Raw genomic sequence first — 26,998 nt, 5'->3', positions numbered from 1 at the left:
TCACCGGATTTTTCGTACCTGTAAAATAATAACGATATCAGTTCTTGTTGAATCGCCACCCCTGCTGGTCAGAAACGGAAACAACGAAAATCCCGTTTCAGTATCAGTATTTTTGTTATCAGCGAGACCACCAATCAGAATAATATCCCCATTTTTCAATGAGATATCAGTAGAAATTGCCCGTTTAATCAGTGTTGGAGACTCGTTAACACCATTATCAGTAGTGGTGAAATTGGATAATTCCTGAGACAGATTCAGGTCGATAACACTAGATCTGACCTGCGGTAGAATTTTAAAAATAATCCCAGAGTCTTTATAGTTCACAGACTGAACAGCCGATTGCCCCTGATAACTAACAGTTCCCAGCGTAGGAGTTGAACTGCCAACCGAAAATTCTGCCTGCGAACCTGAACGCGCCCGCAATGTCGGGGCAGAAACAGCAGTAAACCGCGAATCTGTGTTAAACAGTTCAACCAGCGCACTGAGGGAGCCGGTGCTAATTTTCAGAAAATTGTCATACCCTCTCGCTGAACTGCCACCAATCTGTAAATTCAGTTTTGAATTCAACAAATTAACAGCCAGTTGCAGACCTGAACCCGTTTTCGACGTGCTCTGTACCTCATACACATAACCGGATACCAGAACCTCATCAGCCGGAATATCTACCAATGGCAACGCCTCAGAAACACGTCTAATCTCAGATTTTGTACCGTAAAAAACCAACACGTCAGCAGCCGTTTTCTCACCACCTCCAGAGAACTGACCACCGTCACTGGCTAATGATCTCATCTGTGATGACAGGTAATCGACAGACCGGTACAGTGGTTTATAGGTGTAACTGAATTTCGGCAAAACTGTTTTTTCTGCTGATTGAGAGGGCACATAATAGAAATCGACACCATTTTTTGTTTTAGATTTAACGCCGATATCAGCCATGTAATCAATAAAAAATTTTCTAGCGTCCTGCTCCGGCATCAGGTGAAAAGAAACATTTTTGTTAGTCATTGCAACAACATCGGGAGACAAACGAAAAGGCATTTTCAGAATTTGAGTATAAAATACGCTCAGAGCATCAGGCACTGGTGTCGATTTGAGTTCAAAATCCACCCCTGAACCAGTTGCATTAGCAAAAAATGGAAACAGCAGCATTGACGAAAGCAAAATACTTTTTTTCATTTTTGCACCCCTGAACCTGACCATGACGTAACAACCTCCCCATCTAAAACACCACTGATTACAGCACCGTTGATAACAAACCCTGACGCTGGCTCGACACGCTGACGCCCATCAGCACCAGATAGAACAACAAAACGCCCCGCCTTATCCCTGATAACACCGATAACTCGCCACTGTCTGGAAACCACTGGCCTCGACACAGATACCTGAACAGAATTCGAATTCGTTTTAGCCTGAACAGCACTATGAGCTGTCAATTCTGAATCCGTTTTGTCATCAACATTTTTCCCCAACCCGTCACCATGAAAAAAACCCCATAAAAACCAAACTCCCGAGATACCAACAACCGTAAAAAAAATAATGCCTAACCAGAGCAGGCCGGAGGAAAAAATACTCTGCCTCTTATCAACTGTTTTTTCCTGACCGTTACCATCATAGGACTGATAAAGAGGAAATATTTTTTTATCAAAATTGTAATTACGTTTGCTGGTTAACTCAGATTTAATCAGTTTTGCACCTGAATAAATTTCAACGCGATAACTGGAGTTAAGGCCCAGCATTTTCAATTTAGTCATTTTGAATGTTGTTTCTATTCTGTCTCGAATAAACCGAGGGAGATTAGTAATTGACTGATTCGCAACAACTAAATCGCAGGTCACACCAGTTTCAGGGTGAACAAAATGGCGATGTTCTGCCAAAAATGATCTATGGTTTTTAGGCATTTTAGAGTCCGAGGCCCAGATACGCCATGCCTCATCGACACAAATCAAATCCCCCGGCTGGCAATAGGTTTTCACCCCGTCTGAATCTGAATTTTTATAGGGGAAAAAATTTTCGTCCTGAACCTGCTCATTTGTAACAAGCAAAACCTCGCCAATCTCAGCATTTTTATAATTATCACGAACATAACTATAAATTTTTTCAGCATTCAGGCCATAGATATTAGATACAACCCTACGCCCCTGAGCAACAGCGGGAATTATTACACTGCGGACAACCTCAAAACTTTTACCACTCCCCGGAACGCCAACATATGCAGAAATCGCCATAACCGCCCCGCTATCCAATAACCGGAATTCGACGAATTATGAATCTGGTAATAATTGCAGCCACCATCATCGAAATACCCGCAGGAACCTGAAAAAGATTCAGCCAAAACCAGACAGAATCAGGTAATTGCGCGAACAACTCAGCCACAGGTAACGGACTGACATCAATTAAATCGATCAATACAGGTGTGAATTCCTGAACGATATAAAAAAGTCCAAACAAAAAAACAAATTTTATAACCACGGAACGGAGCAAAAAACCCAGCGCGGCATAGATTGCACCCAACATATCAATCAACCCCCATCATGCAGACATCACCCGACGAAATGCAGAAAAGGCCCAGACAATCAGAAAAATTATTTTTATCAGTTCGCGATTCTGTTCAATCAACCCGCAATGAGAATCGATAACAAAATTTTTATCCCATATTTCGAACTCAGCGACAGGACATGCCGCATCACGTGAACCAATCGAAAAATTACCCCAATCGGCTGGGAATATATTTAGCAGAGGCGACAAAATAGTTTTTCCGTCAGGAGGACTATCGAGCGTTGGTTCAGTAGCCGTCTCACTGCCTGACCCCGAATCAGTCCCTCCCCCTGTTCCTGTATCTGTACCAGTGCCTGTATCGCTGGTCGTTTCCAGATCCTCCCATGGAGTAGTCCACTCGGCGTTAGTGGGCTCTGTTCGCCCTACAGCAGTCAGTGCATCAGTGAAATCCTGCGCTGTTACGAGCGGATTAGAACTGGAGATTGGAATACCCGCATAATCGGACTGACTAGCGGCGTCCAATAGCAGCGCATTGGCCACATCGGCCAGCCGTTGAGGATTCAGCGGGGTGTTTTTGGCCGTCTCCTCCTGCTCAGCCGTAATATCAGCTGATTGCGGCGTGATAGACGAATCGTAACTAGCGTTAGGTAGCACTGTGTAGCTCGCCGTTCGGTCTACCGTGACTATAGAACCCGAGCTGGTCGAATAAGAATTCTGATATTGAATCTGATAAGTCGTGGAGCCGCTCGAACCAGTGCTGGAACTAAGAATAGAAAAACTGGCCGAATATGAGCAGCCACTGGCGCTGTTACAGGGCAGGAGACCGTTGGAGGACTGATAACGATACGCTGAATAAATCAGACTTTCTGGGTAATCGCCTGAAAAATAAGGCTTTGTTCCGCCTGAGCCGGCACCAACATAAAATTTTCGACCGTTATCAGCAGAATCCCCGGAGGAAACACCCGCACTCTGGTCAACACCAAAAATTTCATCGCCCAGATCGAGCAGAGCAGAACCGAGGCCTGCCCAGGTTATTGCACCAGTGGCGAGCTGGAATTTTGTAGGGTTTGGCGACATAGCAATCAACCGCTTAACTGACTGATTTAATGCGGTTTTTGTTGCATTCTCCAAAACCTGCCTCTCAGCAGCACTAACTGCGAGCTGGGCCGCGCCCCGAGAAATTGCAGTACGTAAAGCAGCAGCACCGGCAAAATCTGCGCCTGCGATTAGCAATGGCAAAAATGCATAACTAATTGTTGGCAGGAATATAAAAAAAACAGCCAAACCCAAAACAATTTTTTTCATAATCCTCTCAGTCCAACGATTATCGCCCACGCCGAAACCAGACCCCAGATAAAAAAAATCATTTCCCAGCCCATAATGACCTCAATAAGGAGGGGATACCCCCTCCTGAAATTTTTTTTATTTTTAGCCGCCACGAACCAGCGCCAAAATAATTTTGGCACCGCGCATGGCGGCGTATAGGCCGAGAAGCACCGCTGCAATAGCCAGCACCCCCGTAATCACTGGCCCGACAGAGAATGAATCTGTCAGGGTGGAGAGATCGAGACCCCCCTCGGCGGCAAAACTCGCAGCCGGGGCCAGAATAGCGGTAGACAGAACAGATAGTGAAAAAATTTTTTTCATTGGTGAACTCCACAGATATTAAAACACGATTCGGTTTTTAGCCGAATCTCGCGAGGCGCAGAATCACGCCGATTGAATGCGCCGCCAGCCACAATCCCAAAACGCTGGACAGCGCAAAAAAATAGAATGGTAGAAATTCAGAGTAATCAATCATTTTTTAGCTCTGCGATTTAGAGTGAGTGGGTTATAACCAGACAGGAATAAATTCACCCCAGTAATTAGAGCTGCACAGAACATTAATAGCAAAAATAACGGCAGATCAGAAGATTCAATAGGAGCCCTATAAATCATATACAGTGTAATTGCTAGGCACATCAGCGCATTCAACGCAATAATATTATTGATTCTCACTCAACCAAACTCCGTGCCATCGGCATTTCTAACCTGAACAACGCCCAAAAAATTACATTCAGGGCAACCCTCACAATCACAGTTGTCACAACGATCAAAAAATGACAGTAATTGCCGAGCAATTTCTATCACCTCTAATGAACGCAGATCCATCTCATCAAAAATAATTTTCATGAAATCACCGGCAACAGATAATATTTTATTACCGCGGCCACAGCAAACACAGCCAGAAAAAGTTTGCACAGAAATGATATTGCTGGATCCATGATCATAGTCCTATTTAATTTCTGTAATTTGATCGCTCTCCAAAAAATATTTTATCGCCGCGCCATTTTTACCGACATAGGCATCAGCCCAAATTGGGATCTCCACGTTTTTTCCCTGTAATGAGGCAATCCTATTGAGAATCCCAGAATCAACCAGCTTTTTTGGTACTTGGATAACTGTCTGAACTGACTGTGAGCCGCCCCACCCGTCAGGGCGGGAGTTTTCAACCCCGATCTCATAGAACGAGAAACTGCCCTGCGAATTAGTGAATTCGCGATTGCGAGCACCGAGAAATTTTCCACGAATTAAAATAGACATTTTTTTTCTTACCTCATTTAGTTAATCATTTGCAACGCCGTTCGATAGGTAGAAATTTCCCCCGGCGTCAGGTGCAGGCGACCACGTTCCCCGGCAGTTAGTAGCGCCAGAGCCGTGGGCGCGTCAAACAAATCAATTAGAGAGCGCAGAGTTCTACCAATCAGGCGGCGCCCCCAACGGATCTGAGAATCCAGAGTTGACGCAGCCTTTTCAATTTTTGTGCGGACACGAACAGGCTCAGAATTAGCCAGTGTGCGAGCAAAATCATTGCAACCGGCATAAGCCGCCGGAACATCCAACAATAAATCAACGGAAACTTTTTTCAGCTCTGCCTCGTGTCGCCACCACGGCGTTACGGGGTTAACTATCCCCCGCTCAGCATTTTTGTCGTAGGATCGCCAGTAAACCTGAGACTGACGCGAACCAACGTAAATCGTTGACCCTAAGTCGTTTTTCCCTGATCGCGTTCGAATAGTGGTGATCTGAGGCCTCGGGCCTTTTCCGCAATAAAACGCGTCGCGGTCATATGCAGCAATAACCGAGTCAAAACCGGTTACACCAGAATAATCATCGTAGGCGAGATCGAGTCGGTTCAGTCGAGAGACACCCAGAATCTCAGTCAAAAAATGATGCAACTCAACTGGTTGTTTTCTCTCAAAAAATTCTTTGCATGCGTGCCCATTCAGATAACAGTGAACCGTGTCCCGATTGCCACCAAACGCCAGATACCCGAATTCCACAGTCCCGGAGAGGTCAGTGATACGACAGTGATCGTAATACCCTAGCCGCCCCCTACCAGTAGCAGGCGATAACGTCATCCCGAAAAAATCGCTGAACAAAAACCGAGCACGATCCTCCAGAGCAGCGCAACACAAATCCTGAAACTGATTTGTATCTCCAGATTCTGGCAGAACCGGCCACGGGCCGAATCCAACGGGCCGAGGATAATAATAATCAGCCAAATCCCTGAGCGCGGACATTTGGAACGTAAAAGAAACGGTATCAACGATAACAGTCATTATTACCACCACCAAAAAAGTCGATACAAATAGCAATCAGATCACGCGAATTTTTTGCGCAATAATAGGAGTCACCGATACGCAGATGAAATCCAGAACTATCAAAACCCTCAATGACCAGTTCTACTGGCTCGGCAGAAAATGCAAAATCTGCGTCATCTGGTACTACCCCCGTAGTTACTACCCCCGTAGTTACTACCCCCGTAGTTACTACCCCCGTAGTTACTACCCCCGTAGTTACTATAACGGGGGTTTCGGTGTCATATTCCTGCATCTGAATAGCCTCCAGAAATCAATGATTGGAGTAGATCAAAAAGTAACAGCCAGTTCAACAAATAAAAAACAAGGTAATGTATTGACAAAATAAAAAAAGACAAAACAAATATAAATCAATAAGTTATATAAAATATGACTGGCGGCAGAATCAATTACCATGAATAAGGCGGGATTTTGATGTGCTGTAGCGGGGAACTAATGTGCTGTAGTGGGGAAATAGTGAATAAATGACCACAGAATTGAGGATAAAAAATAAAAAATGATGTGCTGTAGTGGGAAGAAAAGCACTTTTTGCTAAATTGATAATAATGTAAAAGTGTTTTTTCAGGGTTGGCAATTCGTGCTATATATTTTTTCTACCACGATCTGTCCTCAAAAAAAATTGACCGAGGAAAAATATTCTCAGGATAATGGTGTTGCGCATAATGGGGATTATGATAAAGATTGCCCTGCGGGTTTTATGTTCGCAGGGCAATTTTTACCATAATCCCTGATCACATTATGCGCACTAATGGTAAGGATGGCAGAATCTGATGTTCTGCGGCCGTACTTTGGTTTGGTCATATCTTTACCGTTATGATCCCCATCATTAACTCAAATCCTCGTAGTAATAAATTTTTCCACTCGGACCAACATGCGGCAAAAAAACGGCATCACCTAGCAACTGAATCCGTTCCCAGTCAGGACGAATTTTACCTCGCCGTTTCAGCCGACGCGTATTACTGGACTCAGCACTATCAACAGAAAAATTAACAACTGAACTCAGTGGCAAATCCCATTGCACGGCCTGCCGCAGCAATCGAGTCAAAAACCTTTAATAGCCAGAACACCGATAGTCACTGACGAGACAGAAAAAGAGTCAGATAGAAAACCTGCTGGTCGCCTTAAGTGACCAGCATTAGGCGAAACCCATTCCTTCTTTGATTTTTTCTACGTTAGCTCTGGACGTCAGTTTTTCTATTAAAGTAAATGCGACATTAATAGCTGTCGCAGGACTTTGCGATGTAATGATATTTCCATCCACTACAATTGGGCGTTGAATAACATTGACACCCATTTCTGATAACTGCGTTTGACGTTTACTGCTCAGATGATACGTCGTACCCATTCTATCTTGAAGAGCACCGCTTTTTGCTACAGCTAAAGCGCCAACACAGACAGAAGCGATAAATTTGTCTTGGTTATTAAATTTTCGAATAAGGCTGACCAGTCGATCATCAAATGCATCCTCGTAAAAACCAGCCCGACTCATCCCCCCTGGAATGGCAATGGCATCAAAGCTATCAGCATCAATTTCATCCAGTTGATATTCTGGTTCGATGGTGAAATTCCAGGCGCATTTAACTTTTTTTCGTAGACCAACTGTTACCAATTCTACGGGTTCTAATCCGTATGTTGTTGTCCAGCCAATAGCACCAGTAAATGCACTGGCTTCATACTCTTCTAATCCCTGACAAAGGAATAAAATAACCTTCTTCATTTCATAATACCCACAACAAGGGAATGGAGTCCTGTGCTACCATTTGTTGCCACCCGCAGTCAATGAATTCATCCTCGCCGTAGCTACATCGAACAATATTTAAACTCTTCTCTAAGTAAGCCAAAAACCCAATCATCTCGCCAACAATCATGCAGGAAATAGTTTTGTCTCAGCGTGCCTTCTTGTTGAAAGCCGATTTTTAGCAAGGTTCTACGCGAGGCCTCGTTTCCTGAAGTCACCGTGGCGGTTAACTTGCGATACTGATGAGTATCAAAGGCGAATCGGGCAATATCTCTCAGCGATTCACTGCCAAAACCCTTACCATGAAATTCAGCGGCGAGGATGAAACCGACTTCTGCTATGCCATCACCACGCTCAATAAAACCAGTGACACCAATGGGTACCTCTGAGCCCTTTTGACTGATAATCATGCATAGCCAGTGTTCGCTACCTTTATGCCAGGCTTGCAGGCGTTGCTCGAAAGACTGAACTCTGATTTCGTCTTCCGTCCGTGAATCGCTAATAAACTGCATCACATCACGGTCCTGGTTTAATGCCAGGAAAAATGGCCAGTCCGTGGGTTCAAGGCAACGATAATCAAGCGTTGAAGAAGAAATTTCATGCATCAACCATTTCCTTTTAGAAGATAAATGTTTTCGTCAGATTCACTTCTTCTGTGCTTCAGACAATTGCCGGCTTATCGCTTCACGCCGCGGATCATCCGGCGGCAACAATACCAGCATACGTTGCAATGTTTCCACGACCTGCGGATAGTCTTCATTGCGCAGCGCGCATAGAGCCAGAAGTTCCAGAATGGACAGGTTCTTTGGCTGACGCTGGAGTAAATCGCGTAATAAAAACGCCGCCATTTGAGCCTGTCCCTTATCGCCTGCCCTCACCAGCGCGTTGGCATAGTCAAAGGTGACCGAGGGATCATTTGCCGCCAACTGGTGAGCGCGAGCGAAAGCACCTATTGCCGTTTCGCCATCATCCAGCACCATACCGATGCGGCCCAGCATCTGCCAGCCCGCCAAATCGTCTGGTTGTTTCTGCAATTGACTGCGCAGTCCAAGACGGAGTTCGGCTATTTCGTCCATTCGCAGCGGACGAGCGCCAGGATCTTTTGCCCGTTGCAACAATTGCGGAAACTGATGTTCCGCCTGCTGCCATAGCAAAACCTGACCAATATCACTGGTCTTCAGATAGATCCCCACACTCAGCAATACCAGCGCCAGCGCGCCGGGCAGCAACACCCAACGGCTGACTGGCTGCCGGGTTGTCTCCGGTGCTGAACCTGGAATATCCGCCAGCAGCGTACGTTGCAGTTCAACAACCATTTCCCCTCTGGTATCCGGGTTTTCCTGTTCCAGCTCCTGCAGACGTGCCTGGTAAAACGTGCGATTCAGCGTGTCGCGATTGCTTCCGCCGCTCACCTTCCACGGGAAATACAACAGCGCCAGACCTCCTGACAACAAGAGTATCAGCGCGATAAGAAACACACTCATGCATCATTTCCTTTTTTCAATAACGCCGTCAGGCGCTCACGCTCTTCTGTACTCAGCGTTTCTCCGCCCGTAGCACGACGTCGCGCACGCACAACCACCATACCGCACCCGGCGATCACAAAAATCCCGGGGAACAACCAAAGCAAAAGAGTGCCGGGCGTCACCGGCGGTTCATAACTGACAAAACTGCCATAACGCGCCACCATATAATCGATAATCTGCTTTTTACTCTGACCCTGCTGCATCAATTGATAGACCTTAAGTCGCATATCGGCGGCAATCATCGCATTGGAATCAGCAATACTGTTGTTCTGGCATTTTGGGCAGCGTAACTGTGATGTTATCTCGCGAAATGCCTGCTCCTGCGCTTCGTCTTTAAACTGCCAGGTATCAATTACCGCCAGCGCACTGTGCGTCAACAACAGCATAAATAGCCCCATGACCCAGCGTTTCACGATGTCGACTCCCGGCTGTATTTTTCCCACAGCGGCTGTAGCTGCTCACGCCAGACCTGTTCATTGAGATCGCCAGCATGGCGCCAGCGGATAATGCCGCGCCCGTCAATCAGAAAAGTTTCCGGCGCGCCGTAAACACCCAGATCCAGCCCCAGCATGCCGTTACCGTCAAACAGGCTAAGGGAATAAGGATTACCGAGACGATTAAGCCAGTCCACCGCCTTCTGCCGCTCATCCTTATAGTTCATGCCGACAACGCGAACCCCCTGCTTTGCCAGCGTATTCAGAAACTGATGCTCCGCACGGCAGGTCGGGCACCAGGTCGCCCAGACATTTAGCAGCAGCGGTTTACCGCTAATGAGCACTGAGCGATCGTACAATTTCCCCGGGTTATCTAACGCTTCAAGACGGAATGCCGGCACCGGTTTGCCAATCAGCGCGGATTCAAGCGTCGTCGGATCGTCGCCGTCGGCATTGCGCATGAGTTGCCAGAACAATGCCACCGCCAGGGCGAGAAACAGCGCCAGCGGAATAAAAAGTAATCTGCGGTTCATCACGTCTCCTGCAACTTCTTACGCATTCTGTAACGCGGGTCGAGCATGCAACAGAGGCCGCCCAACGCCATCAGTACGCCACCGTACCAAATCCAGCGAACAAACGGTTTGTAGTACAGGCGCACCGCCCAACTGCCATCGCTCAGTTGCTCGCCCAGCGCGGCATACAAATCGCGAGTCAGTCCGCCGCTAATCGCCGCTTCGGTCATCATGACCCGGCTGACGTTATAGAACCGTTTTTCCGCATACAATGTGGCTTCCGGCTGCCCGTTACGGGAGACCTCGATAACCCCCGCGCCCCCGCGCCAGTTGGGACCAGCGATGTCGCGCACGCCGCGGAACACAAAGTGATAGTGATGGATATCAATACTGTCGCCAGCTTTCATGCGCACATCGCGTTCAATGCTGTAATTCTGGCTAAAAGCAATACCGATGATGGTCACCGCCACCCCGACATGACCCAGCACCATTCCCCACTGGCTACGCGATAAGGTCCGCAACCCGCGCCAGAAACTCTGCCGATGTGTCGCCCGTTCATGGACCTCAATAAGGGCGAAAATAAGAACCCAGATCGCCATCATCAGGCCGATAACGGCCATCGCCTCAATGCTATCCTGCAGCAGCCACGGTAATGCCAGAGAAAGTGACAGTGTCACCAATAGTGAAGTGACGAGCCGTTTAAGTTGCTTCCCTGCCTTATCACGCCGCCAGCGTATCAGAGGCCCAATCCCCAGGAGCAAAGCAAACGGTGCCATCAACGCGCTAAACATAGTGTTGAAAAACGGCTCGCCGACAGAAATACTGCCGAGTCCCAGTTCTTTATGTACCAGCGGCAACAACGTACCAAGCAGCACCACCAACATGGCGGCGACCAGTAAAATGTTATTGCCAAGCAAAAATGATTCCCGCGACCATAATGCATAGTCGACGCGCGCCCGCACGCCGCCACCTTTTATCGCGTAGAGCAGCAATGACCCCCCGATAAGGATCACCAGTAGCGCGAGGATAAACATCCCGCGCGAGGGATCCGAAGCAAATGAGTGGACCGAAACCAGCACCCCGGAACGCACCAGAAAGGTGCCTAGCAGGCAAAGAGAAAACGCGGTAATCGCCAGCAGTACCGTCCAGGCACGGAAGCTGCCGCGTTTTTCTGTCACCGCCAGCGAATGCAGCAATGCGGTGCCGACCAGCCACGGCATAAAAGAGGCGTTTTCCACCGGGTCCCAGAACCACCAACCGCCCCAGCCCAGCACGTAATAGGACCATGCCGATCCCAGTACGATGCCGAGAGTAAGAAAAACCCACGCCGCCTGGGTCCAGGGACGCGACCAGCGCGCCCAGGCCGTATCCAGCCTCCCGGCAAGCAACGAGGCAATGGCGAAGGCAAACGCAACCGAAAACCCGACATACCCCATATAGAGAATCGGGGGATGAAAAATCATGCCGGTGTCCTGCAGCAGTGGATTGAGATCCCGTCCGTCAACAGGATAAAGAGGTAACGTCCGCGTGAAGGGATTTGACGTAAACAGGATAAAAAGCAGAAAGCCAAAAGCTATCATCCCCATCACGGCCAGCACTCTGGCTACCGCATCCAGCGGCATCTGGCGACTGAACAGCGCGACGGCGAAGGTCCAGAGACTCAGCAGAAGTATCCACAGCAGCAGAGAGCCTTCATGGGCGCCCCAGGTCGCGGCAACCCGATACCAGACCGGCAGCATGCTGTTAGAGTTTTCCGCCACATAGCGCACGGTAAAATCATTTACCACAAAGGCATGAACCAGCAGCAGAAAAGCGCCGGCAATGCAGAAAAATAACGCGCAAGCCAGCGGGCGGGCCAGCGCCATCAGGCGCGAGTCCTGCCGCGCGGCTCCCCACAGCGGATAAATACTCAGCAAAAGCGCAATCCCTGTAGCCAGGCAAAGCAGATAATTACCCAGTTCCGGCATCATGGCTGCGTTCCTTTATCAACAGGTTTCATTGCGTCTTTCACTTCCGGTGGCGTGTAATTTTCATCATGTTTGGCTAACACCTGCTGCGCGGTGATATGTCGGCTGGCATCAAGGACGCCCTGAGCGACCACGCCCTGCCCTTCACGGAACAAGTCTGGCAGGATTCCCTTGTAGCTAACGTCAACCACGCCGCGAGCATCATACAGTTTGAATGTGACAGCCAGCGTCTGCGCATCGCGTTTCACACTGCCGGGCTGCACATAACCGCCGACACGCAGGCGCTGGCCGATATGGGGTTTCTCGTGATTTTCTGTTTTGCCGTAAATAATTTCTCCGGGGGTATAGAACAGATCGATGTTCGCTCCCAGGGCATACAGCGTCAGGCTAACAGTCAGCCCCAGTCCGGCCAGCAGGGCCAGTATCATATAGAGTCGGGTCTTACGACGCGTTTGCATCTGCGCCCTCCGCTTTACTACTCCGCGCGGCACGCATACGCCGTTTGCGGGCCAACTGGCGACGGACTTCACGGAATAGAGCCCGACGCTGTAACACCGTGTGTAGCGTCAGAAAAGCAAAAGCGGCCAGCGTTGCCGCCACCGCCAGCCACACGTAAAACGCATATCCCCCCATCGCCAGAAAGGCGGTGACAGAAGAAAAAGCGGGCGTCATTTCACGGCTCCTTTAGTCACCAGCGCGACAACCCACGGACGGCGGCGCTCTTGTTGTAAAATCAGGTTACGCAGGCGCATCAACGTCAACGTTGCCGCCAGGCTGAAAAAAGCGAAAATACAAATCCGCAGCGGCATACGCATGGCCGGCGCGATCGTCTGCTGCATATTGGTTGACCCCTGGTGCAAAGTATTCCACCAGTACACCGAATAATGGATAATTGGCAGGTTTACCACCCCAACCAGCACCAGTATTCCGGCAGCTCTGCCCGCCAGACGGCGGTCATCGAATGCGTGCCACAGGGCGATAATCCCGGCATAGAGAAACAAAAGCACCAGTTCTGACGTCAGTCGCGCATCCCAGACCCACCAGGTTCCCCACATGGGTTTACCCCATGCGGAGCCGCTTACCAGCGCGACAAACGTACAAACCGCACCAACCGGCGCCAGCGCCGCGACTGACAAATCCGCCATTTTTACCTGCCAGACAGCCCCGGTAAACGCGGCGATAGCCATCGCCAGATAAATCCCCATAGATCCTATTGCCGTGGGAACGTGTAGATACATAATTCGGTAACTTTCCCCTTGCTGATAATCCGCCGGAGCGTAAACAAAGCCCCAAATCAGACCGATCGTCAGCAACAGCGCGCTTAACGTCGCCAGCCAGGGGATCCAGCGCCCGCACAGGCCATAGAGCCGCTCGGGCATCGCCAGTTGATGCAATGCTTTCCACATAAATTTACTCACACTACTCTTTCATGGACTGCGCCAGTCTGGCCGCAGCAGATTATTGCACGGTCAACCGCAATGCGGCAGCGGTGGCGAACGGACACAACGTGGCGCTGCCGGTTAAAAACGCCGCCAGAATCGCCAGAAATCCCTCGACGGGCAGCCCGGCGACTGCTGCCTGGGTCGCCGCGGTGGCGAAAATTAATAAAGGTACCGATAACGGCAGCACCAGAAGGCTGAGCAGCACGCCGCCGCGCTTCAGCCCGACCGTCAGGCCAACGCCGACTGCGCCTAAAAAACTGAGCGTCGGCGTACCTAACAGCAATGTCAACGCCAGCACGCCAGCGGCATGCGGCGTCATCCCCAGCAGCAACATCGCCAGTGGCGACACCATTAATAGCGGCAGACCCGTCATTATCCAATGGGCGAACACCTTCACCAGCACAACCGCGACCAGTGGCGTCGGCAACAGTAAGAGCTGTTCCAGCGCGCCATCCTGCCAGTCATCGCGAAACAGGCGGTCCATTACCAGTAACGACGCCAGCAATGCCGCCACCCAGACGATACCCGGCGCGATTTGCGCCAGCAACTGAGGTTCAGCGCCAACGCCGAAAGGAAATAAGGTAATCACAATCAGGAAAAACCACAGCGGGTTGAGGATCTCGGCGCCATTACGCCAGGCAAGGCGTATTTCGCGGTGCAACAGGGTCAGCATCATACACAAACCTCCCGTTCCCCCGTCAGACGTAGCGTATTCAACGGACAAGCCAGCACCCGTAATGGTTGATGGGTTGTCAGTATCGCGATGCCTCCCGCCAGCACATGCTGTTCCAGGCGTCGGGTCAGTGTTTCTATAGCCGTAATATCCAGGGCGGTGAACGGTTCATCAAGGATCAACAACCGGGCCGATGTTAGCCACAAGCGTGCTAACGCTACGCGCCGTTGCTGCCCCGCAGAGAGCTGACCGGATGGCACATCTTCGTACCCCGCAAGCCCGATAGCGGCCAGCGCCGCTTCACGCGCCTGCAAGGTTGAGTGAGGAAAACAGAAATACAGATTTTCATCTGCGGTAAGCGCCGCTTTGACACCCGCCTTATGACCCTGCCAGAGTAATTGTTGATGGAATTGTTCGCGTGATTTCGCCAGCGGATCACCCTGCCAGTATACCGCGCCGCTTTCCGGACGGCTTAACCCGCACAGCATCCGCAGCAACGATGTTTTGCCCGTGCCATTATCGCCGGCGATTTGCAACACTTCACCGGGATTAGCCGTCAGGGACAGCCCCTGAAACAGCACTCTGTCATCGTAGATACACGTCAGCTGATCTGCATGTAACATCGAAAATTCCATATGAAACCAGTCGGTAAAAAATTCAAAATCGCTGCATTCCTCATCAATAGCGCCGCTCGCGCGTCATCCACACCGGGTTATGAAGCGAACTCATACCATGATGTGCAGGCCTCCAGACATGAAATACGCTGGCGCCAGCGACGAACCTTGACCGACAATCGAACGGCATGCCGCGCCTGATTCAGACGCGGCTATACCGTCAGTAAAGCGATTATTTTTGACGTTTACGACGGCGAACGAGAACCACAATGACGATCAGCACAATAGCAGCGACGGCCACGCCCGCGGCGAAAAACGCTTTAGCATAACGGATCATGAACGGCACATCACCCGTACCGCGTTCTATCGCTTCAACGTCTGACGCCGTCAGCCCCGCATTGCCATAGCCAAAGTGCTCGGTCACATAATTTGTTACCGCGGCAATTTGCGCAGTGGACAACCAGGAGTGGATCATCTGGTCTTTCTCGCCAAAGGCCGGCATTACCGCCTCGCCGTCTGCCCCTTTGCGATGAATACCGTCAACGATAGCCATCACCAGGTTAGACGGATCTTTCGCTCCGACGGCGGTATTGTGCGTCAGAGACGGGAAGTAATGATCATCCGAGCCCTCACCGTTGATACCATGACAGGCCGCGCAGTTATTGCTGTAAAGAAGCGCGCCATCCGTGGTTGTGGAATCACGATAACCCGGTTGATTATTTTTGCTTCCGCCGGTCTCAAAGCTATCCCAGGCGACAGGTTTCGACTGCGTCGCCCCCCAGGATGGTTGCGCATCGCTCTGATTCCCCACCGGCGGCACGGTTCTGAGATAGGCGACGATCGCGTTGATATCATCCTGAGTCAGGTAGCGGAAACTGTGCTCAATCGCATCCGCCATCGGGCCGCCCGCCTGCGCTTTTCCTTCCGCATGCCCGTTTCTCAGGTAAGAGACCAGCTCCTGATTGCTCCAGCCACCGATACCGTCATTTTTATCGGCGGTGATATTCGGCGCTAACCAGCCGTCAACATGCGCGCCGCTCAAATACCGCGTCATATCCTCAGCCATAAACTGGTTACGCGGTGTATGACAGGTTGAGCAGTGAGTCAGTCCTTCGACCAGGTATTTGCCCCGGTTTTCTTCGGCCGTTAATGTCGGATTCGGAGTGAAAGCGGCGCTACTGGCGAACAGCGTTTTCCATACCCACATCAGACCCGGCAGATTAAACGGGAAATCCAGCGTGGTTTTTTGCGCCGGGGCCGCGTCCACGGCGGGGATGCTCTGGAAATAGGCATACAGCGCTTTCATATCATCATCGGTGATGTTGCCATAAGCGGTATAAGGCATCGCCGGATACAACACTGAGCCGTCTGGTCTCACCCCTTCACGCACCGCGCGCGCGAACTGCTGTTCAGTCCAGTCGCCAATGCCAAACTGCTTAGACGGGGTAATATTAGACGAGATGATGGTTCCCATTGGCATGCTAAATGCGTAGCCGCCGGCAAACGGTTTTTGCCCTGGGGCCGTATGACACGCCGTGCAGTCGCCAGCACGCGCCAGATATTCGCCTTTTGCGATAAGATCCTGATTATCCTGAGCGAAACTGCCCATGGGGGCCGCCAGTGCCATCAACGCAGGCAAGGACATGATGATTTTTTTCATCTTTATAGCTCCTTCGCGATAACGTCAGCCGAACGGATTGCCAGCGCAATGGCAGTCAGCGTAGGGTTAATGACCCCCGCGGCAGGGATCACGCCGACGGATGCAATAAACAGGTTCTCATGATCGTAACTACGGCACTCATGGTTCACCACGGAGTCTTTCGGGTTATCCCCCATGATCATGGTGCCCATCAGGTGGTCATGGTTTTCGAATTCTTTATTGATATCAATGATCTGACCATTCATCAGCCGGGCAATTTCTTTGTACTGGTCAATCATATGCGCCGCACCAATTTTGGTGTAATCGTCCACTTTGAAATGCACTTTAATCCCCGGAAGCCCGATGCTGTCTTTCCAGTCCGGGTTCGGAATAATGCGGTTTTGCGGGTCCGGCAAAGGCTCAAGGAAGCTGTAAATAAACAGCCAGCGCGAGGACCAGTCCATAATCCGCTCATCCAGCTCTTTACCCATTAACCCTTCTTTGATTGCGCGGTTAGCGATATCTATCTGCGGGTTATTGTTGGCCAGCGCATGCTTATTGGCGGAGTATTGCGAACGGAATGGACCATCACGCCAGGTCATAATCGTCGCCTGCTGTACCGGCCCACGTCCCGTCCACATTGGCTCATCCGCAAGGAACGAGAAACTGAGGCCGATGTGGTCCATCAGGTTACGCCCCACCATATCTGAGGAGTTGCCGATATCATTCATCAGCATCAGTTTGGCTGTCTCAAAACTGTGTGCCGCCAGCACAAAATAACGGGCAGTCAGCGTATGTTCTGTGCCATCCGGGGTCAGGTAGGCAATCGACTCAATTTTGCCATCCGTACCTTTGGTGATCTTATGTACCACCGCTTCGCTGATGAGTTTTGCGCCATTACGAACCGCGCGATCGGCATGAATTGAACCGTTATACAATGTGCCTATCGGGCAAACCTGGTCGCAGTTGTTGTTGCCCTGGCAGCCAGGACGGCCATCGTAAGGTTTGTGAATTCGCACTGTCGGTTCATGAACCACGCTATGCCCATGAGGAATGAGCGCGTCTTTTAACTTCGTGGAGCTATAAACCGGCGCTTCAGCGGTAATGGGGTACGGTTTCGAACGCGGAGGATAAGCCATTCCCGGGTGTTGACCCGACTGATCTTCGGTATCAGAGCCTGCAACACCAATCGCGTATTCCGCACGGACATAATAGGGTTCAAGATCCGAATAGCCGATCGGCCAGTCACGCCCGACACCATACAGCGACTTCATTTTAAAATCGTTAGGAATGTAGCGCCATGTGGCCCCACCCCAGTGCCAGGTTGTGCCACCCACCAGCTTCAGCATCCCGGGTTGCTCACGGAAATCGCCGGTATTCTGAATATATCCCGGCAGGTTACTGGTCGGCGCCCACGGATTGTTAGGATAGGCGTTATTACGGTCATAATGACGACCAGAATTACGGAAATTCTCAACAATCTTCCAGCGCGGTACGTTAGGCCCTGCTTCCAGAAGGATCACGGACTTACCTTTCAACGCCAGTTCATTCGCCACATTTGAACCACAGGCGCCAGAACCTACGACGATGACATCTGCATCATATTGCTTAGCCAAAATGTTTTCCTTTTAAACAACTTATTCTTTTTCGTTCGACATTACGCATGTGTAACGGCTTTTTCTGGCAAGTATTGCCAGTATCCGCTGCCCCAACGGGAATAGCTCGGTACCGGCGTATAACCCGTTGTTAACTGGTAAGTTAATGCCCCGGTATAGGTGACGAACTGCACATTGTCTTCCGATGAAAGCATGACCGGCTCCCCGACATACCCTAAATACAATCCGGAGATAATGGCCTGCGCCGTCGCTTTCAGTTCGCCTTCAAACCCGGCGGTCACTTTCAGCGTTTCAATATCGGTAACCTGCTTATTGGCGATAAACGCGCTGAGCCGCGCCAGTTTCTGCGGGAAATCGGCATCAATCGTGGTCAACGCTTCCGCCACGCGCTGTGCAAGAGAAGGAGCAATCGTTTTACCCGTTACCAGTTGGGCGATGTGATGGATATCGGAACCGCCTGTCGCCTCCCCCGTTTTAGCCCATGCCAGGCCCGGGGTTGATAACACGCTAAAGCTACCCAACACTGCCGCCGATGCGAACAAGAAGTCTCGTCTGGAAAACCCTTTCTGAGAGAAATCAGGAAGAGACTCATGTTTTTTTCTGTTGTTTTTCAAATTATTACCTCCAAAACGCCAAGCCATAGAACGTAAAATTCACTCAATTCACTGCATTTTTGGGCATCATCGCCTGTCTGCACGACCGACCCGTTATCATTTGTTTTTCCACACAAACGACACTCTGCCGCTTATTTAAAAGCAGCACAGGCTAAAGGGGTTGTTTGAATAGACTGAAAGAAAAGGCTACCGTCGACAGCAGTCCTTTAGTGAGATGTCATTTATTGATGTTAATGAATGATTTTGCACTAAATGGGAGATTACATTGCTCAACATGTTCTCATTCCTGTCCAGTAAAATGACGCTCTCGTCGGTTATTTGTCAGTCGTTGCTGACAGGCAACCGGCCGTACAACCCGCCAGTCTTCGCGGAAACACAGGTACCGAGGTTTTAAATAAATCACCCGTAATCGGGTGTATGTAGGGGTATCATTCTTATATTCGTTGAACTTCGCACACCGTGAAGAGGGAGTATAATGGCCTCACTTCCGGTTCATACGGCCGATTATACCGCAACCCGGCGACAGAAACTCGAACGAAATCTGGACGATGGCATTCTTCTCAAACTGTAAAGACGCTCATGTATCACAAATGTTATTTTTTTGTTTATGTTACATAGATGATTTGCCTGGTGCAAATGTTACATACCGGAATCATTACCCGTTCTTACCCGCCAGGCATGGGGGCCGCGGCCCCCGGAGAGTCTCCCCAGGCGGTAAATGGCTAGAGCACGTGCTGTAATATTGCGACTAATTCCGCCAGACTCCCTGCCTGCATCTTCTCCATTACCCTTGCCCGATGAACTTCCACAGTACGTACCGCAATGTTCATCACACCGGCAATCTCCCGGTTCATCAACCCCTTCACTACCAGCATCGCCAGTTCACGCTCTTTCGGCGTGAGCTGCTGATAACAGGCCACCATTTTTTGCCGGGAAAACGCTGCGCCGGAGACCACCAGCGCGTGCTCCAGTGCGGTTTGTAACGGCTTAACTGAAACCGGTTTTTGCAGGAAATCCACCGCGCCACGCTTCATTTGTTCAACAGCCATCGGCACATCGCCATGGCCGGTGAGAAACACCACCGCCAGGGTACTGTCGCGCCGACGCAGCGCGTCATGCACGCCCTGACCATCCAGCACCGGCATTCGCATATCCAGCAGCACCACGCCAATCTGATAAAGATCGGCATGCGCGAGAAATTTCTCCCCAGCCTCCCAGCACATCACCTCATAGCCCAGACTCTCCAGCAAAAAGGCGCATGACCGGGTGACCGCCACATCATCATCCAGCAGATGAATTATCGCCATTACCGCATTGTTCCTCTTGTTGCGTAAATGCCAGTACCACCGCGACCCCGTTTTGTCCATCGGGGGCGGGTTGATTGGTTAGACTTATTGTTCCCCGCCCATAACGCACCAGCCGCTGACAGATGACCAGACCCAGTCCCATCCCCGCTTTTCGACTGGTCTTAAATGGCTGAAAGACCTGGGATAACAAGGTATCATCCATGCCGCCGCCGTTATCCTGCAGCGTAATGCGTATGCATCCGGCCTCACGGATAGCGCTAATCCATAACATTTTCGCCCCCGCCTGAGCCGCATTGAGGATCAGATTAGCCAGCACCTGCTCAAGCAGAACCGGCGGTAATATCAGCGTTAACGCGCGATCGACATCGCTGTTCAGCAGTAACGCCGGAAATTGCTGCGGTACCCGTAGCCACTGCCAGACATGATGAATAGCCTGGCGAACGCTGATGTTTTCCCATTGCACCGCCTGGCCCGGTTGACCATGCGCCTGGCTGACCCAATGGCGCAGATTACGCAGCGTTGCTGCACCGCGCTGCGCCTGATGGTCAATTTGCTCGAGCGCTGGCAGTAAAGGATGCAGCCGATCCTGCTTTTGCAAACGAATCGTACATCCTTGCGCATAATGGCGGATAGCGGACAACGGCTGATTCAACTCGTGGGCGAAACCGGAGGTCATTTCCCCCAGTACGCTCATCTGCCTTGCCGTTTCCAGCGCCTGTTCCTGTTCGCGCAGTTGCACGGCGTTACGTTCAAGTAGCCTGCCGCGTCGTCGCACCAGCAACATGACCCAGATATAATTAAGCATCAGCAGTAGCAATACCACCGCGACCCCGCCCATCACCATCCGATGCTGGATAAGCCAGCTTTTCACCTCCAGCCACAATTGCCGCTGCGGGTGATGCTGCTGGACTTCGCGCAGCAACGCCGCCACCTGACGGGTGGAGGCCGGTGCTCCCCAGTGAAACGCGGCCTTGTCTGGGGCATTATACAAGGCGCGGGTAACCCGGTCGGCCAGTGCGTCACTTACGGCCGGTAGCGCGGCGAACGACCAGTCCGGATAAAGCGGCGTACTGGTTAAACACGGAATAGCCGCCGGGTGTGTCATCACCGCCACAAAATCAGTTTTACTCACCAGGCCTTCGTCTGCCATTTTCTCAAGCAGGCAGACCGGGACTATCGCCGCCTGCACGGCCTGTGCACGTAGCAGATAAATCAGCGCATCGGCGGGAAACCCCGTAAAGCGCAGACGGAGATCGCGTTCCGGTCGCAGCCCGGCGTCACTCAGCGCTTTATATCCCAGCAGATAGCCGCCAAAAGCCTGAGGATCGATGGCTCCGACCGTTTTTCCCATCAGATCGGATGCCGAGGTAATTCCGCTGTCGCGACGAGTCAGAATAACGCTGCCTATCACGTTGCTCGTGCCGAGCGAAGAGCGCAACGAGGCCAGCCAGCGCAACGACGCGTGATTGTTCAGTTGCACAAACTGGGCCGGATTGGTCACCACAAACTGTACGGAACCCTTATTGACCGCTTCCCCCATCTGGTGCAGATCCAGCGGCTGAATATGAAACTGCTGGTCTGGCAGTTGTTGGTTGAGCATCGTTTCCAGAGGCTGCCAGTGACGGCGGGTTAACACCTCTCCGCGCATCGCCAGAACGCCAATGTTCCACGAACCAGCCCATGCGAAGCCGTTCAGCAGTAATACTGATGCCAGCAGTGCCAGACGTCCCACCGTTTTCACTCTCACCCGATTATCCCTGTTGATTATGTTGTTTTAGATCAACAACCCGCCCGGTATGTGGTTAACCACAATAGAGCTGCCCCGGCGGTGATTTTTACACTGTAAATCATCGACATTCTTTATTCATCACATGCAAATCAACGACGTGACAAATGTGTTGTTGTTGCCTCGTGAGGGAGAAAATTATGGATAGCAGTAAACGACAGTTTCTGGCGCAACTGGGCGTTATCACCGCGGGTGCGTCTCTGGTTCCACTGGCGCAGGCAAAATTTCCTTTCTCGCCTGCGCGACGAGAAGGTTCTCCGCGTCATCGCTATGCGATGCTGGTCGATCTACGTCGCTGTATCGGCTGCCAGGCCTGTACCGTCAGTTGTGCGATAGAAAATCAGACGCCGCAGGGGGCATTTCGCACTTACGTCAATCAATATCAGGTTCAACTGGATAACGCGGTGACTAACGTCCTGTTACCGCGCCTGTGCAACCATTGTGATAATCCACCCTGCGTGCCGGTCTGCCCGGTACAGGCAACCTTTCAGCGTGAAGACGGTATTGTGGTGGTGGATAACACCCGCTGTGTGGGGTGCGCCTATTGCGTACAGGCCTGTCCCTACGATGCGCGCTTTATCAACCATGAAACGCAAACCGCCGATAAGTGCACCTTTTGCGTTCACCGGCTGGAGGTCGGGCTGCTCCCCGCCTGCGTTGAATCCTGCGTCGGCGGCGCGCGAATTATCGGCGATATCAACGATCAACAAAGCCGCATCTCGCAAATGCTCTCTTTGCATCATGACACCATTAAGGTATTGAAGCCGGAAAACGGCACCTTACCCCACGTTTTTTATCTCGGGCTGGATGACGCCTTTGTCACTCCGTTGATGGGGCGCGCGCAACCCGCTCTCTGGCAGGAGGTCTGAATGAGCCATACAGTGATCATTGAAGAAGTGCTGGCCCATCCACAGGATGTGAGCTGGCTACCGTGGGCGGTGCAATACTTCTTTTTCATCGGGATTGCCGCCTGCGCAACGCTATTTGCCTGTGCGCTGCACTGGCGTAAAAGACATGACGAAAAGCTGGAGGCGCTGACGCTGCTGATTGCCCTGACCTGCGCGATTACCGCTCCACTGGCGCTGACGGCAGATCTGCACCAGACCGCCCGGGTCTGGCATTTCTACGCCTATCCCACACCCTGGTCCTGGATGCCCTGGGGCGCCGTGTTTCTACCGCTGTTCACGCTATTTCTGGGGCTCTGGTTTCTGGCACAAGCGATGAAACGACTTTTCAATAAGACGTACACTGCCACTAAATGGTTTGCGCTTGCCAGCGCGATATGCGCCATTGGCCTGCTGACCTATACCGGGCGCGAAGTTTCCGTGGTTCTGGCGCGCCCAGTCTGGTTCAGCTACGCCTTTCCACTGGCGATGTTTTTTAGTGCGCTGCAAACCTTTTTTGCGCTGATAATGGTGGGCACGGGCGACGATTTCCCCCTGCAACGCCGACTGGCGCTGTGGCAATTCTCAGCGTTGGTTCTTCTGGCGGCCGTAGTGACAATATGGATCAGCGGCGACACGCTATCCGGTACGGCGATCAGACAATGGCTGGCGATATCACCTTCCGCCCGCCATTATGCCCTCGGCTGGCTGGTATTCTGGCTCATTACGTTGGGCTGTTCCGCTTACGTACTACGCCACCCGGCGGGGCGATCTCTTCGCGTCCTGCTAGCCTGTAGTGCGATGGCGCTGTGCTGGCTGATCCGCTGGACGCTGCTAATTCAGGTGCAAACCCTCCCGAAATTCAACGCGCAATTAAACCCGTATACCCTGCCTGTCGGCACCGACGGTTTACTCGCTATTCTCGGTACTTTCGGCTTCTGGGTGGCGCTGCTCATTATTGTTCGCGAAACAGTGAACGGACTCGCAAGGAGAATGCAACATGGCTAATTTACCTCGTCGTCAGTGGCTTAAAATCGGCCTCGCCGTGGGCGGAATGGCAACCTTCGCCCTGAGCTATCGGGAGGTGGCGAAACGCGCTATTGACGGCCTGCTCAATGGCACCTCCGGTAAAATTACCCGCGATCGTATCTTCGGCAATGCGTTGATTCCGGAAGGCAATGCCCGTCCACACTGGCAGCAAAATCCGCAGCAGGTGATTTCGCTGACCCAATGCTTCGGCTGCTGGACGCAATGCGGCGTGCGGGTGAGGGTTGATAGTCAAAAAGGCAACGTCCTGCGTATTGCGGGCAACCCTTACCATCCTCTGTCGCATGAGCATCACATCGATTCTTCCGTCCCCTTTTCAACCGCCATGGAACAGTTGGCGGGCGACAATGGACTGGATGCCCGATCCACCGCCTGCGCGCGTGGCGCAACGCTTCTGGAAGGGCTATACAGCCCGCTGCGCATTCGTGAACCCATGAAACGTGCGGGTAAACGCGGAGCTGGTCAATGGCAGCGCATCAGTTTTGAACAACTGATTAAAGAGGTGGTGGAAGGCGGCGATCTGTTTGGCGAGGGGCATGTTGACGGTCTGCGCGCGATCCATGCCCCGACAACGCTCCTTGATCCAGGTCATCCCGAATTCGGCCCGAAATCCAACCAATTGCTGGTGACCAATACCAGCGACGACGGGCGGGATAGTTTTCTGCGCCGCTTCGCGCTAAACAGCTTCGGCAGTAAAAATTTCGGCGCCCATGGTTCTTACTGCGGACTGGCCTATCGCGCAGGTTCCGGCGCGTTAATGGGCGATCTGGATAAAAACCCGCACGTAAAACCTGACTGGGATAACGTGGAGTTTGCCTTGTTTATGGGCACCTCGCCTGCTCAGTCTGGCAATCCGTTCAAGCGCCAGGCGAGGCAGCTCGCCAGCGCCCGCCTGCGTGATAATTTTCAGTATGTGGTTGTCGCTCCTGCATTACCGCTGACCACGGTCATGGCCGACGATCGAGGACACTGGCTGCCAGTGCTGCCCGGTAGCGATTCGGCGCTGGCGATGGCCATGATCCGCTGGATTATCGAAAACCAACGCTATAACGCTGACTATCTGACCATTCCGGCTGAACAGGCGATGCGGCAAGCGGGTGAAAAAAGCTGGACCAATGCCACTCACCTGGTGATAACCGATGAACTGCCAGAACTGGCCGGACAGCACCTGACCCTTGCCTTGCTGAATACGGATGGCACAGACGAACCGGTAGTGGTGAATGCGCGTGGCGAACTTGTCGCCGCCCGTCTCTGTTCCCGGGCGACACTCTTTGTCACTCGGCAGTTGACACTGGCTGACGAGCGTACGGTAACGGTTAAAAGTGGTTTCCAGTTGCTGAAAGAGTCTGCCGGGAAACTGACCATGACGCAGTACAGCCAACATTGCGGTGTCCCGGAGGATAAAATCGTGGCGCTGGCAACGGCTTTAACCCGCCACGGGCGTAAGTCGGCGGTTATTTCCCACGGTGGAATGATGGCCGGAAACGGTTTTTATAACGCCTGGGCCGTGATGATGCTCAACGCGCTGACCGGTAATTTGAGTCTGGAGGGCGGCGTGTTTGTTGGCGGCGGCAAGTTTAACGGTGTGAGCGACGGCCCGCGTTACAACATGGACGGTTTCCCGGGCAAAGTGAAACCAAAAGGACTGAGTATCGCCCGCAGTAAAACGGCGTATGAGTCTTCCGCAGAGTATCGCAGTAAAATCGCGGCAGGGTTATCCCCCTACCCGGCCAAAGCGCCGTGGTATCCGTTCGTCGCCGGGCAGTTAACCGAGCTGCTCGCCTCCGCGCTGGACGGCTACCCCTATCCGCTGAAGGCCTGGATTTCCAACATGAGTAACCCGTTGTACGGGGTGCCGGGATTACGCGCCGTGGCGGAAACGAAACTGAAGGATCCGCAGCGGCTGCCGCTGTTTATCGCCATTGACGCCTTTATGAATGAAACGACCGCGCTGGCCGATTACATCGTTCCTGACACCCATAATTTCGAGAGCTGGGGATTTAGCGCGCCCTGGGCAGGCGTCGCCAGTAAGGCCACCACTGCCCGCTGGCCAATAGTACCGCCAGCCACAGCCAAAACCGTTGATGGTCAGCCGGTATCAATGGAATCATTCTGTATCGCGGTGGCGAAACGCCTGAATTTACCGGGATTTGGTGAAAATGCCATTACGGATACACAGGGTAATCATTATCCGTTAAACCGGGTGGAAGACTATTACTTGCGTATTGCCGCCAATATCGCGTTTATGGGCAAAGCGCCGGTCGCTGAAGCGATTGCGGAGGATCTTACGCTCACTGGTGTAAAACGTATTCTGCCCGCGATCAACCAGACGCTGAAAGCGGATGAGGTCAGTCGTGTGGCGTTTATTTATTCTCGCGGCGGGCGATTCGCCCCGGACAAAAGCGGGCGTGAAGATAACCACGTCGGTAATTTATGGCCAAAACCGCTACAGATCTGGAATGCTGAGGTTGCCGCCCATCGCCACGCCGTCACCGGCGAGCGGTATAGCGGCTGCCCGGCGTGGTACCCGGCCAGATTATCGGACGGGCGCGCTGTCGAAGAACTTTTCCCGGCTCAGCAGTGGCCGTTTAAGCTGATCTCTTTTAAGTCCAACACCATGGCCAGCGCCTCGACGGTGATCCCGCGTTTGCATCATCTTAAACCAGCAAACCTGGTGGCGCTGAATCCGCAGGATGGCAATCGTTATGGCCTGGCGCATGGGGACAGAGTGCGTATTGCAACGCCCGGCGGTCAGCTCGAAGCCGAAATCAGCCTGCTAAACGGCGTGATGCCAGGCGTTATAGCCATTGAACACGGCTATGGACATCGGGAAATGGGGGCCGTGCCGCACACGCTTGATGGGGAGCCGATGCCGTTTAATGCGCAGATTAAATCGGGTATCAACCTTAACGATCTCGGGTTTGCCGATCCGACGCGTCAGATAAGCAATACCTGGCTGGACTGGGTCTCCGGCGCGGCGGTGCGTCAGGGGTTACCCGCGAAGATTGAGCGGCTATAGTATGACCACAGCAAAACCAGCGCCAGGAAACAGGATATCAATG

28 protein-coding genes are annotated in these 26,998 nt (G+C 51.9%); 3 read left to right on the top strand and 25 right to left on the bottom strand.

The genetic code is table 11. The features are described 5' to 3' along the window. From FN037_RS08040 to ttrS, 25 genes are all read right to left on the bottom strand, one after another. Positions 1 to 1,176: a type II secretion system protein GspD gene (locus FN037_RS08040; protein WP_185929237.1), complete on the bottom strand. Its 1,176-nt coding sequence runs from the start codon at positions 1,174 to 1,176 to the stop codon at positions 1 to 3. Continuing rightward, positions 1,173 to 2,225, bottom strand: coding sequence for a zonular occludens toxin family protein (locus tag FN037_RS08035; RefSeq protein WP_094638162.1), 1,053 nt, complete (start codon positions 2,223 to 2,225; stop codon positions 1,173 to 1,175). The genes FN037_RS08040 and FN037_RS08035 overlap by 4 nt, the downstream gene beginning before the upstream one ends. Positions 2,226 to 2,235: 10 nt before the next feature. Further along, positions 2,236 to 2,514 carry a DUF2523 family protein gene (locus FN037_RS08030; protein WP_094638161.1) on the bottom strand — a complete coding sequence of 93 codons (279 nt, stop codon included), beginning with the start codon at positions 2,512 to 2,514 and terminating at the stop codon, positions 2,236 to 2,238. A 15-nt stretch (positions 2,515 to 2,529) separates the two neighbouring features. Next, positions 2,530 to 3,801, bottom strand: coding sequence for a hypothetical protein (locus FN037_RS08025; RefSeq protein WP_142501956.1), 1,272 nt, complete (start codon positions 3,799 to 3,801; stop codon positions 2,530 to 2,532). Positions 3,802 to 3,924: 123 nt separating this feature from the next. Next, positions 3,925 to 4,143, bottom strand: coding sequence for a hypothetical protein (locus FN037_RS08020; protein ID WP_142501955.1), 219 nt, complete (start codon positions 4,141 to 4,143; stop codon positions 3,925 to 3,927). Between the two features lie 351 nt (positions 4,144 to 4,494). Beyond that, complete coding sequence (locus FN037_RS24365; RefSeq protein ID WP_153255412.1) at positions 4,495 to 4,668, bottom strand: hypothetical protein; 174 nt, start codon at positions 4,666 to 4,668, stop codon at positions 4,495 to 4,497. Between the two features lie 102 nt (positions 4,669 to 4,770). Continuing rightward, on the bottom strand, positions 4,771 to 5,079 hold the full coding sequence (locus FN037_RS08015; RefSeq protein WP_142501954.1) for a DNA-binding protein: 309 nt from the start codon (positions 5,077 to 5,079) through the stop codon (positions 4,771 to 4,773). A gap of 17 nt (positions 5,080 to 5,096) precedes the next feature. Beyond that, positions 5,097 to 6,098 carry a replication initiation factor domain-containing protein gene (locus FN037_RS08010; protein WP_142501953.1) on the bottom strand — a complete coding sequence of 334 codons (1,002 nt, stop codon included), beginning with the start codon at positions 6,096 to 6,098 and terminating at the stop codon, positions 5,097 to 5,099. Further along, positions 6,082 to 6,372, bottom strand: a complete 291-nt coding sequence (locus FN037_RS24360) for a hypothetical protein (RefSeq protein WP_185929236.1) — start codon at positions 6,370 to 6,372, stop codon at positions 6,082 to 6,084. Before FN037_RS24360 ends, FN037_RS08010 begins: the two co-directional genes overlap by 17 nt. A gap of 900 nt (positions 6,373 to 7,272) precedes the next feature. Then, positions 7,273 to 7,854 carry a DJ-1/PfpI family protein gene (locus FN037_RS08005; RefSeq protein ID WP_142501952.1) on the bottom strand — a complete coding sequence of 194 codons (582 nt, stop codon included), beginning with the start codon at positions 7,852 to 7,854 and terminating at the stop codon, positions 7,273 to 7,275. A gap of 83 nt (positions 7,855 to 7,937) precedes the next feature. Further along, on the bottom strand, positions 7,938 to 8,480 hold the full coding sequence (locus FN037_RS08000; RefSeq protein WP_142501951.1) for a GNAT family N-acetyltransferase: 543 nt from the start codon (positions 8,478 to 8,480) through the stop codon (positions 7,938 to 7,940). Between the two features lie 39 nt (positions 8,481 to 8,519). Continuing rightward, on the bottom strand, positions 8,520 to 9,359 hold the full coding sequence (gene ccmI, locus FN037_RS07995) for a c-type cytochrome biogenesis protein CcmI (RefSeq protein WP_142501950.1): 840 nt from the start codon (positions 9,357 to 9,359) through the stop codon (positions 8,520 to 8,522). Continuing rightward, a complete protein-coding gene (locus tag FN037_RS07990) occupies positions 9,356 to 9,799 on the bottom strand; it encodes a cytochrome c-type biogenesis protein (protein WP_185929259.1) in 444 nt (147 codons plus the stop codon). Before FN037_RS07990 ends, ccmI begins: the two co-directional genes overlap by 4 nt. An 11-nt stretch (positions 9,800 to 9,810) precedes the next feature. Continuing rightward, positions 9,811 to 10,368: a DsbE family thiol:disulfide interchange protein gene (locus tag FN037_RS07985; RefSeq protein WP_142501948.1), complete on the bottom strand. Its 558-nt coding sequence runs from the start codon at positions 10,366 to 10,368 to the stop codon at positions 9,811 to 9,813. Beyond that, positions 10,368 to 12,317, bottom strand: a complete 1,950-nt coding sequence (locus FN037_RS07980) for a heme lyase CcmF/NrfE family subunit (RefSeq protein ID WP_142501947.1) — start codon at positions 12,315 to 12,317, stop codon at positions 10,368 to 10,370. Before FN037_RS07980 ends, FN037_RS07985 begins: the two co-directional genes overlap by 1 nt. Continuing rightward, positions 12,314 to 12,772, bottom strand: a complete 459-nt coding sequence (gene ccmE, locus FN037_RS07975) for a cytochrome c maturation protein CcmE (protein ID WP_138362288.1) — start codon at positions 12,770 to 12,772, stop codon at positions 12,314 to 12,316. The genes FN037_RS07980 and ccmE overlap by 4 nt, the downstream gene beginning before the upstream one ends. After that, a complete protein-coding gene (gene ccmD / locus FN037_RS07970; RefSeq protein ID WP_142501946.1) occupies positions 12,756 to 12,986 on the bottom strand; it encodes a heme exporter protein CcmD in 231 nt (76 codons plus the stop codon). The genes ccmE and ccmD overlap by 17 nt, the downstream gene beginning before the upstream one ends. After that, positions 12,983 to 13,720, bottom strand: coding sequence for a heme ABC transporter permease (locus FN037_RS07965; protein WP_142502415.1), 738 nt, complete (start codon positions 13,718 to 13,720; stop codon positions 12,983 to 12,985). Before FN037_RS07965 ends, ccmD begins: the two co-directional genes overlap by 4 nt. A gap of 52 nt (positions 13,721 to 13,772) precedes the next feature. After that, entirely contained in the window at positions 13,773 to 14,432 is a 660-nt protein-coding gene (gene ccmB, locus FN037_RS07960) for a heme exporter protein CcmB (RefSeq protein ID WP_142501945.1), read from the bottom strand. After that, positions 14,429 to 15,052 carry a cytochrome c biogenesis heme-transporting ATPase CcmA gene (gene ccmA / locus FN037_RS07955; protein ID WP_142501944.1) on the bottom strand — a complete coding sequence of 208 codons (624 nt, stop codon included), beginning with the start codon at positions 15,050 to 15,052 and terminating at the stop codon, positions 14,429 to 14,431. Before ccmA ends, ccmB begins: the two co-directional genes overlap by 4 nt. A gap of 223 nt (positions 15,053 to 15,275) precedes the next feature. Beyond that, positions 15,276 to 16,703 (bottom strand): c-type cytochrome, encoded by a 1,428-nt coding sequence (locus FN037_RS07950; protein ID WP_260607824.1) that lies wholly within the window; start codon positions 16,701 to 16,703, stop codon positions 15,276 to 15,278. Positions 16,704 to 16,705: 2 nt separating this feature from the next. After that, positions 16,706 to 18,298, bottom strand: a complete 1,593-nt coding sequence (locus FN037_RS07945) for a GMC family oxidoreductase (protein WP_142501943.1) — start codon at positions 18,296 to 18,298, stop codon at positions 16,706 to 16,708. 41 nt (positions 18,299 to 18,339) lie between these two features. Further along, on the bottom strand, positions 18,340 to 18,912 hold the full coding sequence (locus tag FN037_RS07940) for a sugar dehydrogenase complex small subunit (protein ID WP_185929235.1): 573 nt from the start codon (positions 18,910 to 18,912) through the stop codon (positions 18,340 to 18,342). A 722-nt stretch (positions 18,913 to 19,634) separates the two neighbouring features. Continuing rightward, on the bottom strand, positions 19,635 to 20,219 hold the full coding sequence (gene ttrR, locus FN037_RS07935; RefSeq protein WP_142501941.1) for a tetrathionate respiration response regulator TtrR: 585 nt from the start codon (positions 20,217 to 20,219) through the stop codon (positions 19,635 to 19,637). Next, positions 20,194 to 21,966 carry a tetrathionate respiration histidine kinase TtrS gene (gene ttrS / locus FN037_RS07930; RefSeq protein WP_142501940.1) on the bottom strand — a complete coding sequence of 591 codons (1,773 nt, stop codon included), beginning with the start codon at positions 21,964 to 21,966 and terminating at the stop codon, positions 20,194 to 20,196. Before ttrS ends, ttrR begins: the two co-directional genes overlap by 26 nt. A 179-nt stretch (positions 21,967 to 22,145) precedes the next feature. Here ttrS and ttrB point away from each other — a divergent pair, with 179 nt between their 5' ends. The 3 genes from ttrB to ttrA are packed head-to-tail and all read left to right on the top strand — an operon-like array spanning position 22,146 to position 26,955. Next, positions 22,146 to 22,874 carry a tetrathionate reductase subunit TtrB gene (gene ttrB, locus FN037_RS07925; protein ID WP_142501939.1) on the top strand — a complete coding sequence of 243 codons (729 nt, stop codon included), beginning with the start codon at positions 22,146 to 22,148 and terminating at the stop codon, positions 22,872 to 22,874. Continuing rightward, the gene (gene ttrC, locus FN037_RS07920; protein WP_142501938.1) at positions 22,875 to 23,897 is read left to right on the top strand and encodes a tetrathionate reductase subunit TtrC; all 1,023 of its coding nucleotides are present in this window, start codon (positions 22,875 to 22,877) and stop codon (positions 23,895 to 23,897) included. Then, positions 23,890 to 26,955, top strand: coding sequence for a tetrathionate reductase subunit TtrA (gene ttrA / locus FN037_RS07915; protein WP_142501937.1), 3,066 nt, complete (start codon positions 23,890 to 23,892; stop codon positions 26,953 to 26,955). The genes ttrC and ttrA overlap by 8 nt, the downstream gene beginning before the upstream one ends. Positions 26,956 to 26,998 lie beyond the last annotated feature (43 nt).

This window comes from Klebsiella sp. 2680, from assembly GCF_900198535.1.
Lineage (GTDB): Bacteria > Pseudomonadota > Gammaproteobacteria > Enterobacterales > Enterobacteriaceae > Klebsiella > Klebsiella indica.
The sequence above is the reverse complement of the archived record's forward strand: the minus strand, read 5'-3'. Positions and strand labels throughout refer to the sequence as shown.